Origin of the sequence: Streptomyces sp. NPDC059832 (assembly GCF_042731715.1) — a bacterium.
GTDB lineage: Bacteria > Actinomycetota > Actinomycetes > Streptomycetales > Streptomycetaceae > Streptomyces.
The window spans coordinates 1-16,573 of sequence record NZ_JBHWIY010000058.1 but is presented as its reverse complement, the minus strand read 5'-3'; the positions used below and the strand labels follow the sequence as shown (position 1 = coordinate 16,573).

Here is a 16,573-nt window from a genome sequence, read left to right as displayed (position 1 = left end):
GTGGATCAGGTGCCGAGCAGGATGTAGCCGGCCGGGAACGCGACGATCGCCATGACCACCGCGAACATGATCGTCCCCGGGATGACGGACCGCTCCGATGCCGAGTTCGCTTCGGCCAGCTCGTCGGTCAGCAGACGGCCACGCAGCGCCTTAGCCTGCTTGCCCAGGGCGGTCTGAATGGACGACCCTTCGCCGCCGGCCATGGAGAACGTCTCGGCAGGGGCGGCCAGTTCGGGAACGTCCAGCTGTTCGGACAGGGTCTTGAGTGCTTCCCACGGCGGGATACCGGCCAGCTTCGCGTGATCGAGCGTGGACCTGATCCTGGACAGGACCCAGGTGTCACCCACCGCCGCCGCCCGGTGCAGTGCAGCCTCCGCGCCCGCCTTCGCTCCACGCTCCAGCCGCGCCCGTTCCATGAACGACGCCACCCCGTACCTGAACTCTCGGCGTGCCCGGCGGGCCTTCGCCTTGACGTTCGTGTCGGCGCTGAACCACATGAAAGCCGCCAGCGCCAGTGACACGAACAGCGGGACGGCCAGCGACAGTCCTGTCCCTGCCAGGGCGAGCAGCGCCCCGCCGAGCTGGGGCAGCACCAGCCCTCCGGCGGCCCCGACGACTTTGTCCCCCACGTGCTTGGCGACCGGGATCCCCAGCAGGTCCAGGTCCCGGCGGGGGATGGCCATAGGAACGGAGTTGCGGGCCAGCACCGCGGCGCCGACCTGCAGCGTCAGGGTGTCGCTCCGGGAGCGGACCGAGCCGTCAGCGCCCGGGGCCGAGAGAGGTGAGGCTGCTTCGGTCGTCTCCATCCGGTCCAGCACTGCGCCCAGATCGGGGCGGCCGGGCAGCAGTTGGCGGGCGACCAGGACGAGTCCGCCCCCTACCATGGCGCCGCACAGCAGTGCCGGCGTCGAGAGCATCATCATGATTCCGCCTTCCTGGACACCAGCAGCCGCGGGGTGGCCGGGGCCGACGCGATCACTCTCAAAAGCACCAGTGCCGCGACGAACACGCCTGCGCACACGATCAGGAACAGCTGTCCCCCGGCCGTCCAGAACGGCGACCCGTAGTCGGGGTTGAACACAAACACCGATGCCAGGATCAGGGAGATGATCCCCACCCAGCGGGTCTGTGTACGGACTTTGGCGCGGTCGGCATCCACCGTGCGCAACGCCCTGGCACGCGCACCGGTCAGCTCGGACATCTCGCTCAGTGCGAACCCGAGTCCGTCTCCTCGGTCCTTGATGTGGCTGAGGAAGAGAAGCACCACGTTGTCGCTGTCCCCGTCGTGGAGTTCCTCACCGAACGCGGTATACGCCTGGGCAGGAGAGACCCCTGTCCGCAGCCGTGCGGACAGGAGCCGGACCGGTTCCCGTACTGCCAGCGGAGCCCGTGCCGCCGAGGCACGGATCGCTTGTTCCAGGGACGTTCCGGCCTCATGCACGCTGACGAGCTGCTGCAGCCATTCCGCGAGCCCTTCGAGCCGCTCGATCTGCCGGTCCGACGTGGAGGCCGGATGCCAGATCCAGGGGAGCCCGAGCACGACCGCGCCGGCGATCAGACCATGGACCGGCCGCCCGGTCGCCACCCACACCACCACCGTCGCGACACCTGAACCGATCGCGATCCACCGGTAGCGCCGCGCCCATGCATCAGGCATTGACGCATGGGCGTGCATCATCCGATCACGCAGGGCCGACGGGCGACGGGACGGGTTCTCCTCGCCCGGACGCCAGCCACGCCAGATCAGGGCGAGCCCGCCCAGCAGCAGAACCCCGCACGCGAACCCCAGCAGGGACAGTTGGCCCAGGCTCATCGCCGCTTCACCACTTCCAGTTCCTTGTTCCAGCGGCCGTGGACCGGCTCCAGCCATCGCCGGTCGAACCCGACGTCCATCAGCTGCCCCATGCACTCCCCGCTGGGCGGCAGCTGCGGTACGGCCCGCGGATCGCCGGATCCCGGATCGGGCGCGAACACCTCGGTGAACGACGGTGATCCGGCCTCGCCAGGGGTGATCTGCCACAGGTGCGAGACGAACCGGTGGCGCCGGCCGCCCCGGGCGGTCTCGTCGAGCTGCGTCACATAGACGATGAAGTCCACCGAGTTCGCGATCAGCTCGTGGATCTCCTCGCGGCTCATGCCCGCAGGACGGCACAGCTGGGTCAGCCGCGGCAGCACCAGCCGCGGCGAGTCGGCGTGCAGGGTGCACATCGAACCGCGGCCGCCGGAACTCATCGCGTCCAGCATGGAGGCGGCCTCCACACCACGGACCTCACCGACGATCACGCGGCTGGCCAGCATCCGCAGAGTGGTCGGATACATGTCCGCGATCGTGACCTGACCGGAGAGCCGGCCGTCCCGGCCGACCTCACCGTTGGACTCCCGCGCTTCCATGGCCACGAAGTGGGCGCCGGTGGGCGGATCCTCATCGAGGTAGAGCTCCCGGTCCGTCTCCAGCGTGATCACTCGCTCACCGGCCGGGATCTCCCGCGCCGCCGACCGCAGCAACGTCGTCTTGCCCGCTCCCATGTTCCCCGAGATCAGCAGCGACTTCTTGGCCAGGACCACCGCGTGGATGAACGCGCCGAGCGCAGGGCTGATCATGCCCAGGGTCATGAGGTCATGCAGGCGCGCATCCATGACCCGGTGGCGCCGGATGCCCAAAAACGGCGGCCCCGACAGGGTGGTCGCCACCGCCCGAGACCGGTCGGGCAGCCGGAAATGGACCATCGGCGTGGCCGGCGACAGCAGACGCTCCCCGTGCCCGGAACGCTGCGCGAGACGGTTGACCAGGTCAATGAGGTCTTCATGTGTCGCCGCGACCGAACCGACCTCCTTGGTCGGCCGGTTGTAGTAGTCCACCGTGGTCCGGTCGCCGTGAACCACGACGTTCTCCACATCCGGATCGTCCAGGAAGACCTGCAGCGGGCCGGCCTTGAGCATGGAGTCCAGGACAGCCTGACGGACCTGGTTCAGCTGCCCGGCGGTGAGCGGGGCAGCAGACCGGGCATGCGCCACCGCCCAGGCCGACACCCGCTGCGCCACCATCGACACCGCCCGCTCCTCACGGTCGGCCTCCGTCGGCAGCGGGTGCTTCTCGTCCGCTTCCACGATGTCGGTGGCCACCGCGTCCTGCAGAGCCTTGATCACCGACCAGGCAACCGGCAGGACCCCAGGGGCGGCTGCCACGTACTCGGTCGACTCCGGCCCCGGCTCCTTGCCAGGCGGCGAACGGTGCCCGCCCGGCACCTGGCTGGAGGGCGGGCTGCTGGGAGCCTGCTCATCCTTGGGCCGAAGCGCATGGCGCAGCACACCCTGCAGCGGGGAGGCGGCCCGGCCGTGCCCGTTGGTCTGCTGGTCAGCCATCGACCGACCCCCGCCTGCGATGCGAGGCGAGGCGCTGAACGAGTCCGGCCACCACGGGGGAGGACATCCTTGCCAGCCCCATTCCCAGCCGATCCCGCCGCGTGCGGGCATCGACCTCGATTCGCCGTGACTCCTCCCGCGCCTGCTTGACGAGCGACAGAGCCGACAGCTTCGGCGTCCGGGCCGATCCATGGGTGAACAGCCGGGCGGCCTTCTCGTCCCAGGGAAGTGCCGCCACCACCGGCACCTGCAGCCGGGCCCCGATCTCGTTGGACGACAGGTTCCCCGCCGGATCCTTTACCAGGAGCAGCCGCAGGGCGTCCGCACCGGTGCCGTGCTGTTCCAGCGCCTCCTTGAGCGCACGGACCACGGGGCTGGTCTGCGCCACCGACGTGATCGTGTTGCGTACCACCAGGAGTACAAGGTCAGCCCGCCACAGCAAAGGGGCCGGGAAAAGGGACGTGTGCACCCCGCCCGGCTTCAGCACAATTCTCCCGCAGTCGGCGATCACGTCGTAGCCGGCGTGCTGGTCCATCGCCTGCAGGAGCGTGCCGAGCGGCTCCCAGGTCTGCGCGAGCGCCGCGGCCTGCAACGGGTCGGTCAGACCCGGCAGCCACAACCGGTTCCCGTCCCGGTCCAAACGGCGCAGGTGCGCCTCGAAGGCTTCCGGGAGCTGGCCCTGCCGGTCGGCCTGCGCCAGATGCCACAGCCCCACCTCCCCGCCCCACTCGCCCACCCGGTAGCCCGTCCGGACCGAGCCCACCGTGGCCCCGCACTCCGCCAGGAGCGTGGGGCGATCCCCGGCCAGGGCCAGCGAGAGCGAGGTCACCGTCGACCCGCAGGAATGCGCCGAAACAACCGCGACCAACGACATGCCTCAGCCCCGCCCCTTGGAGATCAGAACGACCGCCACCCGGCCGGTTGCCGAGCGCGCGGCGAGCAGAGAACTGTCGTCGCCGGGTACGGCGACCTGCACGACGACAGCACCCGAGGCATTGGCACGCCCGACCTTCACCACACGGGCCTCGATCTCGGCCGGCGGAGCCTTCGACTCCTCGCCGTCGGCCCCAGGAGTCGAGACGACCTTCACCACGTCGCCGGGCGCGAGCGCTTCGATCGGCGCGTGCCCCCGCTCCACCGCCAGCGCCACCAGGTTCTCGTCCTTGCGCAGAAGACTGCCGGTGGCGAGCTGGGAGGAAGTCAGCAGGCTGCCCTGTTTCAGATCGGTGCCGGCCCGCCGCCCGATCAGCGATTTCTTGTCGTCGGCCGGGATCGGATTCAGCGCCGGATCCGCGGGCAGAGCCGCCACGGTGAGGTCCTCGGCCGTCAGCTCCTGTCCCACCGGAACATCACGCGATAGCGCCAGGACCTCGACGCGGTCGCCTGCGCTTCGCAGCATCCAGCTGAATGCCAGACTGCCCGTCAAAACGCACAGCGTGCCCACCACGAGAAGGGAACGCCGGCGCCTGCGCGGTGCTGGGGCGCCGCCGAGCGGCGTTTCGGGCCGCAGCGGCGCACCCGGCCCCTGCGCCGCTCCTGCTGCGGGGGAAGGGGAGGGGACCTGCGGAATGCGGGTGCTCACGGGACGTTCGGCCTTTCCATCAGTTCAGTACCTTTACTTGACCGATCACGACATCGAGCTGCGATGCCCGCGTCTCCGTGAACTGACCGCTCTCCCCGCCCGCGCCGGTCACCTGCCAGTCCACCGACCACGTTGACGTCGCCGCAACGCGGTAGGCGTTGTCCTTCTTGTTCTTCGACGACTTCCGGTAGACGTGACCGCAGTCCGGAGACTGCCGTTTGCCCAGCGACGGCTTGTACGGAGTCCCGGCACTGGAACAGGTCACAGAACTTCCGTCGCCCATTGCCCACACGATCTTGGAGACCGTGGCCGTAGCTGTGACTGTGACGCCGCCAGCAGTGGCCGACGCGGTGTTCGGTCCGTACGTGGTGGGGCCCCGATCCGCCCACAACCACATCGGTACGCCGACCGCATACACGCCGTCGGCCCTCGGGCTGGCGATGTCCGGGCCGGTGAGCTTCATCTTGTCCACCGCCTCATGGGCGAGCTGGAGCGGATCGACCGTTACTGCAGGCGGAGCGGCGGCCCAGAAGATCTGTGGAGGGGCTGATGTGGCACCGGCAGCTGCCGCACCGACGGCCTGCCAGTTGCACATGCGGAGATAGATTGCCCCGTCCTTCGGTGAGTGGCCGTTCCATACCGGGTCGCTGGCCGGCGGCTGCGGCTGCAGTCGCTCGACCACGCACACTTCGACCGGCTTCGTTCCGGTTTTACCCTTCGGCCTCGGCTTCCCGCCGGCTGATGGCTTGGTGGTTGTGCGGTCGTGCACGGAGAGACATACGAATCCGACCCTCCCGGCGCAGTCGCCAACCGAGCCGCCTCGACCGCCGTCGGCGTGGGCGGCGACGGGAACAGCGAAAGTGAGGGCTGCCCCTATGGTGAGCGGGACAAGCGCCGTCAGCAGCCGCGCTCTTGCGGCTCGACCTTGGTGATCAGCCATTGTGCACCCCACTTCTCCGCCGTCGCGATGGTCTCGTAGCGGGTCAGTGCGTCATCGGCGAAGGGCAGTACCTTCCCCGACTTGCTCTCAACGGTTTCCCAGCCGGAGACGTCCAGGCAGTCCTTGATCACTGCGCTGGGGATCTTCTTGTCCAGGTTGATGGACGTGACATCGGCGTCACTGCGGGGTGCACCCCGCATGATGTTGCCGGCCTGCTTCAGGCTCAGGGCATCGCCGATCGAACGCCCCAGGGCGTCCTTGGTCGCGTACTTCCTCAAGTCGGTGCCCTTGGTGTCGGCCTTCGCGTACGCCTTCACCTGCTCCTGCCAGTAGCGCCCGTACACCGAGAGCACAGCGGTCTTCGAAGCTGCCGAGGGATCTGCCGACTCCGTAGCAGGAGGCGCGGAGGGCGAGCTGCTGGGCGTGTGCCCAGGGCTCTTGGCTTCCGCCGTCTTGCCGTTGCTGCTGCACGCTGCGAGCGCCAGCAATGAGAGCCCCGCGAGAGCCGAGCAGGTAACGCGGTAGCCGACTGTCCGTGCACCACGCCAATGACTCGATGACGGTGCCATTACGCCTCCCCGTGTGTAGTGAGTGAGCAAGATTCCCCCTGCCGTCCTTCTATGACCGCCTGCAGTCACCCGGGCGGTGAATGACTGCCGTTGCGATGGAACAACGTGCGAGATGCTCGGTTCTGGCCGTGGATTGCTCGTGATTGAGACTGACGGGCGTAGAAGATCACTGCCGTGAGCAGGAATGCAGTCGTTGAACAGCGGTCGTTTCGTCTGCGAAGAGCGTGACAGGCAGCACGCGGCGTTGATGCCGCACCACGTCCTGCCGCATATGCCACAACCCGTTCCCATCTGCGCAAGTCCGCCGGGCTGGCGGCTCTGCCGGACACCTGACGAAGTAAAGAGACCATTCGGTCTGGTACGTAGAGTACGCAAAGAGTCACCAACAGCCCAGCCTGTTCTTGTAGTTCGGATCTTTGACATCCGTCGTAAATCGGCACAATCCCGTGTGGCGGGATCCCGGCGTGCGGGATTGCGTGTTCTGTGTCCGTCTGGAATGGCGGCAGGACTGCGGGTCGCTGCGAATATGGGAGCCGGTTTTGTCGACTCGTCGGCATTGGTGAGGCATTCCGGTTCACTTGATCGTTCCGGGCTCGGAATGCGCTGTCAGCAGCACATCGGTGCGTTCTGCGTCGCCGAGTACCGGCATCACGATAGGAGCGAATGGGCCGTGCCTGTCCAGGAGTTCAGCCGTGGTGACGCCCACACGGAGCCGGGTTCCCTCCGCGATACGGGGGTTGGCGGAGGCCAGTGCCCGCAGGTCCTCGGTACGGCGTCGCAGCACGCGTTCGGATGCCCCCGAAAGGATGATCAGGAGGCGCGGGAAAACGGGATACCGCTCGCGCCATGCCTCCCGGGTGCTCACCGGCCGGCGGCGGCCGGGCGGCTGCGGGATGTAGGAGGCGTAGCGGGCGTACGTGTCGAGCTTCTGGCCCAGCCGGGCCACCTGCATCGTGGAGCGGTCGATCTCCAGGAAGAGCGTCAGCAGCTGACGCCGCTTCCCGGCCGTGCGGGTGTAGCGCAGCACCGCGTCCGGGACGAGGAACGCGTCGTCGCCGAGCCGGCTGTCGCCCTCGCGGACACGGTGGGCGAGCTCCGGCTCCCAGTCCAGCGGCCCGCACTCGTCGCCGAGACGGCCGGCCCAGTCCGTGAAAGCGATACCGGAGTCGACGACGGCGAGGGTGTGCTCCTGGAGCTGGGAGGCTGCGGCCTTCGGGCTCATGCGGTACGCGCGCGTCGATACCTCGCCGGCGGCTTCGACGATCTCGCAGCCCAGCGCGGTGATGTACCAGAGCTGTTCGCAGCGGCCCATCCGGTCGGTGAGCCGGTCGGTGGAATCCGCGAGGCCCATGGTGCGCAGGTGCCCGAGCTGGCGCAGCAGATACACCGGGCGCTTCGTGTGCGGGGTCAGGAGCCGGTGTAGCTGGCTGGTGGCGACGAGGCGGTGCTGGTACAGGATCGGCAGCAGCTTCTGCCCGAGGCGGGACAAGTGGGCAGTCCGGGGCCCGGCGGCGGTGAGGGACATCAGCCCACCTCGCTTCGGCCGGCCGCCTCGGCGGGTCCGGCGGGCCCGGTGGCCGGGGCGTGGCCGGTGAGATGGGCGAGCAGCATGTCGTCCAGGCCCGGGAGCCGCTCGTCGTCCCCGTCCAGCGCTTTGAGGATTTCGCCGACCGGCCGCCGTCCGAGGTTGCGGTCGATCGCGGCGACCAGGCCGGGCAGGAGGTCGGGGCGGTGGTAGTCGGCCAGCACCTGGTGCACCGCGACACCCCGCACCCGGAAAGGGGTGCTGCGCTCGCCGTGCAGCATCGTCGACATGACGTACTGGTACTTCGCGAGCTGCTCCAGCACCGTGGACGCGACGCCAGCCAGGCGCCTGGAGATGAAAGCGGCCTCGTCGCTGTCCGCCCCCGCCGCGGAGAGCAGGGACTGGTTCTGCAGCAGGGCCTGCCGGGTCTCATCGGACAGCCGCATCACCATCTGCGTGAGCCCCATCAGCCGCACCTCATATTTCCGCAGCTGCTCCAGGATCGCGGCCACGTACCCGCGCGAGGCGCCGTCGATCGCGGTCAGTTCGTCCGCGAACGCGAACATCGTTTCCAGGTCCTCGGGCCGCACGCCCTCGCGCGACAGCCCGGCCAGGAACAGATCGAACAACAGCAACGACGTGATGATCTGGTCACCGCCCCCGGTGCCCGAGCACCGCAACAGCACGATCCTGCTCCCGTCCATCGCCTCCCGGACGTTGTAGCTGGACCGCGGCTGGCCGAGGAACGCCCGCAGCGAATCCGACGTCTCCAACTGCTCCAGCATCTGCGTCACCACCGGCACCGCGTTCCCCTCGTACTTCGGGAACGTGTGCCGCCAGAACCGGGACAGCCGCCGCGGCAACTGCTCCAGCACCTGCATCCGCCACCGCTCGTCCGTCAGCAGCCGCGTGATCGAGAACAGCGTCGGCTGCAGGTCGGGACGCCCCCGCTCACACATCAGCAACGCAAGATGGGCCAGGACCTGCACCGCGTGCGACAGGATGGCCCGCGCCCGCGGCGCCCTGTCGCCCCACCCCTGCGCCGAGGCGAGACCACCGACGACAGCCCCCACCACGTCCTGGATCTGCGACGCGTTCCGCCCCTCCATCGACAACGGGTTCCACGACGCGATCCGCGCCGCCAGCTCCTTCACGCTCAGATCGATCAGCTGCACCCGGTCGACGACCGCCGGATGCGTCAGGTACGGCAGCGCCCGCTGGACCGCCGCACCGTGCGGATCCAGGAACCACACCCCGAACCCCGCATACCCCAGCGTCAGCGCCTGGAGCAGGGCCAGCTCCGACTTCCCGAAGCCCGACCGCCCCAGGCTCGCCCCGAACAGCACGTCCTGCTGTGGGACAGCCGCCAGCCGTGCGCGCCCGTCCGCGCCGGTCACCATGCCCAGCGGAACCACGCCCTGCTGCCCGGTCCACTCCGGCAGCCGCGACGGCGCCGCCGGCACCACACCCCCGGTCCGCACCACGTTCGACGGGGTGCAGTGCACCGACGGAGGCTTGAGCAGTGCGGCGATTTCCCGAGAGGTCACCCACTGCCGTTTCGAGGGTGCGAACTCACCCGTCTCGAATCGCCGCTCGAAGTTCCGGCGGCGCCACCAGACACTGCTGTACGGCCGCCACATACCCGCCCTCGGCCCGACCGGGCGCCACCAGTTCTCCCCCGACCAGGCATCCATCACCGCCATCACCTGATGCAGCAGCGCCTGCGCCTTCACCGGGTGGCCGGCGACCGTCCGCACCATCACCTGCACTGCGAACACCTGCGCATCCACGCCCGGCAGAAACTTGCCCACGCCCTCGGCCAGATCCGAGGTCCGGGGAACCCGCCCAGCCCTCTGCCCCGGACGGCCACGTGAGGGACCGCCGTTCAACCCTGCGAGAGCCTGAGACCACAGTGTCCCGCCCGCACCCGCCCGACCTTCGCCGCCCAGCTTCTCACCGAACGCTGACGGGCCCCGCTGCTTCGCACGCCGCACCAGCCGGCGCCGCCACCGCGCCACCCGCCGCCCGGCCACCGGCACCAGGTCCACCACGAGCTCCACCCGCTCACCGCGCTCACTGTCCGCGTGCGCGCACGCCGCGGCCATCAGCTGCAGCGGATCCGGATCCAGACCGGCGGCGGTCAGCTGACGGTGATCGGGCCGGGCCAGCACCAGCTCCGCCCGCGCCACATAGGACCGGCCCTCGTCCGTACGGACATCCACGCCGGGGTTTTCGTCGCTCGGCGCCTTCTCCAGCTGAACCGTCACGCGTCCTCAACTCCATCTCCATCGTGGTCGTCCGGTTCGAGCGGGGGCACGCCGTCGAACCGGATCCGGGGCACCTCGTCATTGCCAGCCCCGGGTTCCACGACGTCCACATCGGGAAAAGACCGCAGCCTCAGCAGCGCCGCCGCCCGAGCCGGACCCTCCAGCCGGTACGACAGCCGGCTCTCATCACTGGACAGCAGGATCCGCACCCCCACCGCACGCTTCGGCGCCCACCCCACGACCGCCGGAACCCGCGCGAGCCGCGCCGCGTGCCGGTCGATCTCCTCCAGCGACGGGTCAAAGCCCGCAGCCGGCACCAGGGACACCACCGCCCGGTTCCGCAACATGGTCCGAGCACGCCGCAGCCACCACCGCCGCGCCCACAGCCAGACACACATCGCAGCAACGGCGGAGCCCATTACCCACCACCGGACATCCCAGAACGTCCCGATCAACCAACTCGCGTCGAACCGGCCGAAGGCCGGGGGCCACCCCGTCACAGCCGCCACCCACGCCGCCGGGCCCGGGGATCCATCCCACGCACCAGATCAGCCAGCGCCAGCCACACCCAGCGCCCGCACACTGCTCCCAGTGCCGCCGCCAGGACTGGAACCAGCGGCCATCCCTGCCGCTCCTCAATTGGTTTTGCCGCTGGGTCTCCCAGGCCCCAGGGGAGGTTGTGCAGACCCCCGCCCCACCACCATCCGCGGATGGACCCGACCATGAACACCACCGCGACCAGCCACCCGCACAGTCCGACCAGCGTCTCAACACCCGCATCCAGCCGGCTGCGCCCCGCTGTATCCCAGAACTCCGTGGTGTGCCGAGCCATACGCACCTCCCGCACAGGACAGCCCATTGCCGTCTCCTACCTGCGCAAGGAGCCCACAGGCCCGAAACGTGACAGGCGAATGGGAAGAAAAAATTTCCGGTGCAGACAGTCAGGATGAGTACGATGCATCGGCCTCTTGGCACCGGTCTCGTCGCCGCGACACCCCTACCTGCCGTTCGTTCCCCCAGGTTGTTGCCGGCTCGGCTTCTGATTCACCTTCGCACCAGACCTTGCCACGGCGACGTGTTGACCTAAGGGCTCGTGGAGCCCGGCCTCGCCTTCGGCCCGCTACCGTCGCATCCACTTGTGGGCAGTGGCCCGAGGCATGCCCATCTCGGCCGCGGCATGGACGACTGGGCGGCGAGTCACGCTGTGTCCGGGGGCGCCGATGCACTGGGGGTAGATGATCAAGCTTGCAGGCGGCCTGCCGTGTCCGAGACCTCGCGGAGAGGGGATGTTCGGGGCGCGGACGCCGCCGGACAACCCCGGGATGCTGACCCGGTGGCTGTCTCGACGGCCAGCGGCGCGGAAGCGAGTCGGTGAGCTTTGCTCGGTCGCGTGTCCGGCCGCCGGGACGTTGAAGATAGCAGCTGGCGGACTGGCGGAAGATCGCTTGCCGTCACTTTGGGCCGCTGGGATACTCGTCCATCTCTCTGACATCAACCGTCGCTTCGCAGGACCGCTGGTGTCTCCAATGCGTGAGATCGGGAGCGTGAGCGAAGTGACTGGCGGGGGCACGTGGTCGGATCTGGAGGCGTACTGGCCTGCCGAGGAGATGGTGCGCAACAGGGGACGGCTCAGCAACAAGATTGCTGAGATCTATGAAGCCGCGCACCCCAACCATGCCAAGGCCTCTGCTGCCGACAAGAAGACGTGGCGGGAGAGCCTCTACGAGGTCGCGACAGCCCTCAAGGACGTTGACCTCGGGCAGGTGTATGTCTTCGTTGAGTACAAAGTTCACCCCACCATGAACCCGATCGATGTGGTTCTTGCCGGACAGCACCCCGACGGCGGACTGAGTTTCGCCGTCATCGAGCTGAAGCAGTGGGGCACCATCGAGAGGCCCGATCCAGCCAAGGGGAAGGCCAAGCTGTGCGATGAGTGCAAGCAGGCCACCACTGGAGAGCTCTGCGAAGACTGCGCCATCGGCTGTGTCTATGCGCCGTTCTACCAGCGGCACACAAAGCACCCTGCAGTGCAGGTGAAAGACAATCTGGACGCGCTGAAGCGCCATCACAGCATGTTCGACGATCGGTACGTGCACCTCGCTGGCGCAGCCTATTTGCACAATCTGAAGGATCCCGAGTGCCAGTGGATCAGCATGGTGCGGCCGGTACCGGGAGTTCCGACCTTCACGGCGCGACAACCAGCCGATCTCCGCAAGTTCCTCACCACGCGCTTCAGTCCTGTCAAGGATGCGGAGGCAGCGCAGGCACTCCTGGGTCGTCGCCGTGCCAGCTCTCTTCTCACGGACGAGATCGGGGCGATCGTCAACGGGCACACACAATTCAGCCTGACGGGGAAGCAGCTTGAAGCTGTGGGCCAGGTCATGGAATCGGTCCGCAAACCGTTGCCTGGCGCGAAGAAGGTGTACGTCATCAGCGGGCGGCCGGGCACCGGGAAGTCGCTCCTTGCCCTGACGGCACTCGGCGAGGCGCTCAACAAGGGTTACGAAGCGCGATTCGTGTCGGGTGGTATCGCATCCCGCGAGAACCTCAAGCGCGGTGCCAAGGGTAAGAAGAAGCACTTCACGACCTTGAACCAGGTCGCGAACAAGGTGGCGCCCAACGGGCTTGACTTGCTGGTGTGCGACGAAGCGCACCGACTTACCGAGCGTCCGCAGTCGGGCTCGTTCGCGCTGCGGCGCGACGATGAGTCGTCGGTGTCGGTGATCGTGACACGGGCCAGAGTCCCTGTCTTCTTCGTGGACGGTGACCAGCGGCTCTTCGCCGAGGACGCCTGGTCCGAAACGGATCTCATCGAGGCTATTCAGGACCTCAAGGCAGAAGTCGTGCCCATCAGGCTTGACAGGTCTCTTCGAGCGGTCGGGAGCTCCACTTACGACACGTGGGTACAACATCTCCTGGCGGGCCGCCCTGTGTCGTGGAGCGCGGACGGTGACGAGAATCCGGAGCCTTTCGAGCTCTACTACACCGACAAGGCGGCCCGGATGGAGGAGTTCCTCCAGTCCAAGCTCGATGCGGGGCACAGCGCCCGGATGACTGCTGGCATGTGCTGGGAGTGGACCGACACGTCCGGCACTTTCCCGGACGTCGCCCCGGAACCGGGGTGGGCTCGTCCATGGAACGCGGAGGACACGCACAACACGCCGGGTGTTCCATCACGCCGGTTCTGGGCTACAGACGACGGCGGCTTCGGTCAGATCGGCTGCGTCCACACGGCCCAAGGCCTGGAATACGAGTGGGGCGGAGTCATCATGGGCCCTGACCTCACCTGGGCCGAAGGCTCATGGGCTCTGGACCGGGACTGGGTGAAGAGCAAAGCAATCCGAATCGACTCCGACGAAATCTTGACGGAGCGACTTCGTAACGCCTACGGAGTACTGATGACTCGATCCATCCGCGGCACGGTGCTCTACTCGATGGACCCGGACACCAGACAGCTCTTCGCTGACCTTGGCATTCCGAAGCTCTGATCGTGGGAGGAAGCTGCCAAGGTTCGCATCCGAGGAATTGCCGCACAGGAAAGGCTGCGGGGGCGTTGTGCCAGCCCAACTCTGGGCGTCTGTGGAGTTGAAAAGCGAAATACTGCGCCCAGCCCGTGCGGCCGGGACGAAGGGGGATGGCCCGTGTCGGCAACGGAATCCGCTTCAGGCTGGCCCGAAGTCCGGCTTGCCAGCGTCCTCGGCAGTCGATTGATCAGCGGCGGCTACAAGACCACCACTGTCGGAGGATGGCGTCCCACCTCCGCAAACCATCCACACGAACCAGTGGCGAGAAGAGGAAACCAGGACTCAGCAGCAGGCAGGGCAGGCCTCGGTGGGCCTCCTCCAGTGGATGTTCGTGCAGGAGATTTTCTCGTCTGCCGCAACGCCGGAACACTGGACAGCCTCGGCCAGGGAGTGCTGATCGAGGAAGGGACGCCACTGCTGGACTTCTCAAGCGGTATGACGCGAGTCCGCGTGCGCCCCTCACTGATCTATCCCGCGTACCTGGAACAGTTGTGGCAGTCCTCCCATGTCCGAGAACAGATCGAGGCCGCGGCACGCAGCGACCGTATGCACACGCTCACGATCAGGGAACTGCTGAACATCCGGTTCTCCCTACCGCCACTTGCACTACAGGAACGCATCCTGGCGGCGCTTCAGGTACAGATCAAGCGACTCGATCGTGCAGAAACAACCCTTCGCCGGGCCGCAGCGGGAGTTATCGCGCTGCAGGAAGCCGCCCACCATGCACTGACGCCGCAGTACGACGCCGCCACCCAAACGCTTCCCTACGGCTGGCGTTGGGTGCGCCTGGGCGAGGTCATCAAGCGGATCGAGTCAGGGCGGTCACCACGGTGCCTCAGGCGGCCTGCCGAAAGCCACGAGAAAGCAGTGATCAAGACCAGCGCCATTACCGGAGGGAGGTTCCTCGAGGACGAGAACAAGGCGGTGCCCGCCGGAACGCTCCTCAATGAACAGCACGAGATCACGGCTGGCGACATCCTGCTGTGCCGTGCCAACAGCCTCGCTCACGTTGGTGCGACTGTCCATGTCACCGAATGCCGGCCTGGTCTGTATCTGAGCGACAAAAGTCTGCGAATGGTTCCGAAAGATGGCATCGATGACCGATGGCTGGTGTCGCTTCTGGCAACCCCCTACGTACGTGCAGAGATCGCGCGACGGAGTAACGGCACTCTGTCGTCGATGCGCAATATCACGCAATCTAATCTGCAAGACATCCAGATACCCATTGCCCCGCTGCACGACCAAGTGCGGCTGGGCCGACGAGCCACTCAGTGCAGACATGCAGCAGACCACCTGCATCTGCGGATAGAGAAGACCTTGAAGTCATCGGCCCTGCTGCGCCGGGCGCTGGCTGATGCGGCGTCAGTCGGCCGGATCTTGGGTCCTGCGAGCATTGGTCCGACGCAGGAGTCGACCGTCCTGCATGTCCCACCAGAGCCGTCTATCCATAACGACGGTGACGGGATTGCCCGCCCGGTGCACACCCCGTGGGCCGCGGCTGAGCAGCACAGCCGGAGCATTGTCCCGGAACAACTGGAGTTTGAGCTATGACCGATGCCTCTGCCCTCTCGACGGACCGAGGATCGCGCGGCGCGAAGTCACACATGACCGAGCGGCTCATAAGCTACTACAACCTTCTGTATGACCGCGGGCTGTCTGCCGTGGATGCCGTCGAGCAGCTCACGTATCTGCTCGTGCTCAAACTTGAGGACGAAGGCCGGCAGACCGCAATAGACAGCGAACAGCCTGCGCTGCAAGGTTGGGCAGCGCTGACGGAGAAGCGGGCAGAGCCGCTTGTCGCCCAGTACACCAAGACACTTGCCCAGCGTTCGTCCAGCGCCTCTGGCACTGCAGTGGACGCTGTCTTCGCCGGCGCACAGAACCACGTACCCGATCCTGTACTGCTGCAGCGGCTCGTTCTCGACCTCTTCGATGTGGAGCAATGGAGTGCGTATGGGAGTCTGCTGGGCGAGGCATATTGCGAGCTCTTGCAAAGAACGATGAACGAGAGAAGGTCCGGGGCCGGTCAGTTCTTTACGCCCCGCCCGCTCATCGATGCCATCGTCGAAGTCCTTCAACCAGAGCTCACCGACACCATTAGCGATCCAGCCTGCGGCATGGGTGGTTTCCTCCAGGGTGCGCACGAATATCTCGCCCGGCATTTGACCAACCCCACCTCGGACGAACTGCACCAGTACCGCAACCAACAGCACTGGGGAGACGAGCTGGTCCTTAGCACGGCCCGGTTGGCGACGGCGAACCTGCTTCTGAACAGAGTCGTCTTCGCCGGGCAACCGGCACCGATCGCCGTGAGGGACGCGCTTGCTCAGCAGCCCGATAGCCAAGCCTCGCTGGTGCTCACCCATCCACCGTTCGGTAAGCATGCAGAGATCTCCGGGGAGGGATCCCGCCACACGTATCGGCGGTCAGACTTCGTGGCAGTCTCGAACGACAAGCAGATCAATTTCCTGCAGCACGCCATGTCGCTGACGGCAGTGCGGGGGCGCGCAGCCATTGTCGTCCCCGACAACATCCTCTTTGCTCTGGGCACGGCAGAGACCGTGCGACGAGACATGCTGAACAGGTTTGACGTCCACACCATACTCAAGCTGCCTACGGGCACCTTTCCCTCTGCCAGCGGCGTTAAAGGCTGTCCCGCAAGTGGGTCAGGCGTGTGGGAAAGCTGCGCTCAGGTGCGTGGGTTCCTCCAGAGATGACGCTCGTCGAGGGTCCCAAACCGCACATCGCCGCTGTCGAGGTCAACCAGGATGGGCCAGCAGTCCAGCAGCTGCTGTCGCACATC

At 67.1% G+C, this 16,573-nt stretch carries 13 protein-coding genes; 3 read left to right on the top strand and 10 right to left on the bottom strand.

Going from position 1 to position 16,573, the window contains the following annotated elements; translation table 11 throughout:
* Nucleotides 1-5: 5 nt before the first annotated feature.
* The 10 genes from ACFV8T_RS42820 to ACFV8T_RS42775 all read right to left on the bottom strand — a co-directional run bounded on the left by ACFV8T_RS42820 (nt 6) and on the right by ACFV8T_RS42775 (nt 10,572).
* Nucleotides 6-923, bottom strand: a complete 918-nt coding sequence (locus ACFV8T_RS42820; protein ID WP_385338620.1) for a hypothetical protein — start codon at nt 921-923, stop codon at nt 6-8.
* Nucleotides 920-1,813 carry a type II secretion system F family protein gene (locus ACFV8T_RS42815; RefSeq protein ID WP_385338618.1) on the bottom strand — a complete coding sequence of 298 codons (894 nt, stop codon included), beginning with the start codon at nt 1,811-1,813 and terminating at the stop codon, nt 920-922. The genes ACFV8T_RS42820 and ACFV8T_RS42815 overlap by 4 nt, the downstream gene beginning before the upstream one ends.
* A complete protein-coding gene (locus ACFV8T_RS42810; protein WP_385338615.1) occupies nt 1,810-3,363 on the bottom strand; it encodes a CpaF family protein in 1,554 nt (517 codons plus the stop codon). The genes ACFV8T_RS42815 and ACFV8T_RS42810 overlap by 4 nt, the downstream gene beginning before the upstream one ends.
* On the bottom strand, nt 3,356-4,237 hold the full coding sequence (locus ACFV8T_RS42805) for a hypothetical protein (protein ID WP_385338612.1): 882 nt from the start codon (nt 4,235-4,237) through the stop codon (nt 3,356-3,358). The genes ACFV8T_RS42810 and ACFV8T_RS42805 overlap by 8 nt, the downstream gene beginning before the upstream one ends.
* A gap of 3 nt (nt 4,238-4,240) precedes the next feature.
* The gene (locus ACFV8T_RS42800; protein ID WP_385338609.1) at nt 4,241-4,807 is read right to left on the bottom strand and encodes an SAF domain-containing protein; all 567 of its coding nucleotides are present in this window, start codon (nt 4,805-4,807) and stop codon (nt 4,241-4,243) included.
* A gap of 157 nt (nt 4,808-4,964) precedes the next feature.
* On the bottom strand, nt 4,965-5,627 hold the full coding sequence (locus ACFV8T_RS42795) for an ATP/GTP-binding protein (RefSeq protein WP_385338607.1): 663 nt from the start codon (nt 5,625-5,627) through the stop codon (nt 4,965-4,967).
* A gap of 215 nt (nt 5,628-5,842) precedes the next feature.
* Nucleotides 5,843-6,238, bottom strand: a complete 396-nt coding sequence (locus tag ACFV8T_RS42790) for a hypothetical protein (protein ID WP_385338604.1) — start codon at nt 6,236-6,238, stop codon at nt 5,843-5,845.
* 790 nt (nt 6,239-7,028) lie between these two features.
* Nucleotides 7,029-7,979, bottom strand: coding sequence for a replication-relaxation family protein (locus tag ACFV8T_RS42785; protein ID WP_385338601.1), 951 nt, complete (start codon nt 7,977-7,979; stop codon nt 7,029-7,031).
* Nucleotides 7,979-10,246, bottom strand: coding sequence for a hypothetical protein (locus ACFV8T_RS42780; RefSeq protein WP_385338598.1), 2,268 nt, complete (start codon nt 10,244-10,246; stop codon nt 7,979-7,981). The genes ACFV8T_RS42785 and ACFV8T_RS42780 overlap by 1 nt, the downstream gene beginning before the upstream one ends.
* Nucleotides 10,243-10,572: a hypothetical protein gene (locus ACFV8T_RS42775; RefSeq protein WP_385338595.1), complete on the bottom strand. Its 330-nt coding sequence runs from the start codon at nt 10,570-10,572 to the stop codon at nt 10,243-10,245. The genes ACFV8T_RS42780 and ACFV8T_RS42775 overlap by 4 nt, the downstream gene beginning before the upstream one ends.
* A 1,218-nt stretch (nt 10,573-11,790) precedes the next feature.
* Here ACFV8T_RS42775 and ACFV8T_RS42770 point away from each other — a divergent pair.
* The 3 genes from ACFV8T_RS42770 to ACFV8T_RS42760 all read left to right on the top strand — a co-directional run bounded on the left by ACFV8T_RS42770 (nt 11,791) and on the right by ACFV8T_RS42760 (nt 16,487).
* The gene (locus tag ACFV8T_RS42770; protein ID WP_385338592.1) at nt 11,791-13,734 is read left to right on the top strand and encodes a DNA/RNA helicase domain-containing protein; all 1,944 of its coding nucleotides are present in this window, start codon (nt 11,791-11,793) and stop codon (nt 13,732-13,734) included.
* A 153-nt stretch (nt 13,735-13,887) separates the two neighbouring features.
* A complete protein-coding gene (locus tag ACFV8T_RS42765; protein WP_385338589.1) occupies nt 13,888-15,321 on the top strand; it encodes a hypothetical protein in 1,434 nt (477 codons plus the stop codon).
* The gene (locus ACFV8T_RS42760) at nt 15,318-16,487 is read left to right on the top strand and encodes a class I SAM-dependent DNA methyltransferase (protein ID WP_385338586.1); all 1,170 of its coding nucleotides are present in this window, start codon (nt 15,318-15,320) and stop codon (nt 16,485-16,487) included. The genes ACFV8T_RS42765 and ACFV8T_RS42760 overlap by 4 nt, the downstream gene beginning before the upstream one ends.
* Nucleotides 16,488-16,573 lie beyond the last annotated feature (86 nt).

Excerpts from the sequence above, each read along its gene's own strand:
- ACFV8T_RS42805 (WP_385338612.1), bottom strand. The coding sequence starts at position 4,237 with ATGTCGTTGGTCGCGGTTGTTTCGGCGCATTCCTGCGGGTCGACGGTG.
- ACFV8T_RS42785 (WP_385338601.1), bottom strand. The coding sequence starts at position 7,979 with ATGTCCCTCACCGCCGCCGGGCCCCGGACTGCCCACTTGTCCCGCCTC.
- ACFV8T_RS42815 (WP_385338618.1), bottom strand. The coding sequence starts at position 1,813 with ATGAGCCTGGGCCAACTGTCCCTGCTGGGGTTCGCGTGCGGGGTTCTG.
- ACFV8T_RS42820 (WP_385338620.1), bottom strand. The coding sequence starts at position 923 with ATGATGATGCTCTCGACGCCGGCACTGCTGTGCGGCGCCATGGTAGGG.
- ACFV8T_RS42810 (WP_385338615.1), bottom strand. The coding sequence starts at position 3,363 with ATGGCTGACCAGCAGACCAACGGGCACGGCCGGGCCGCCTCCCCGCTG.
- ACFV8T_RS42760 (WP_385338586.1), top strand. The coding sequence starts at position 15,318 with ATGACCGATGCCTCTGCCCTCTCGACGGACCGAGGATCGCGCGGCGCG.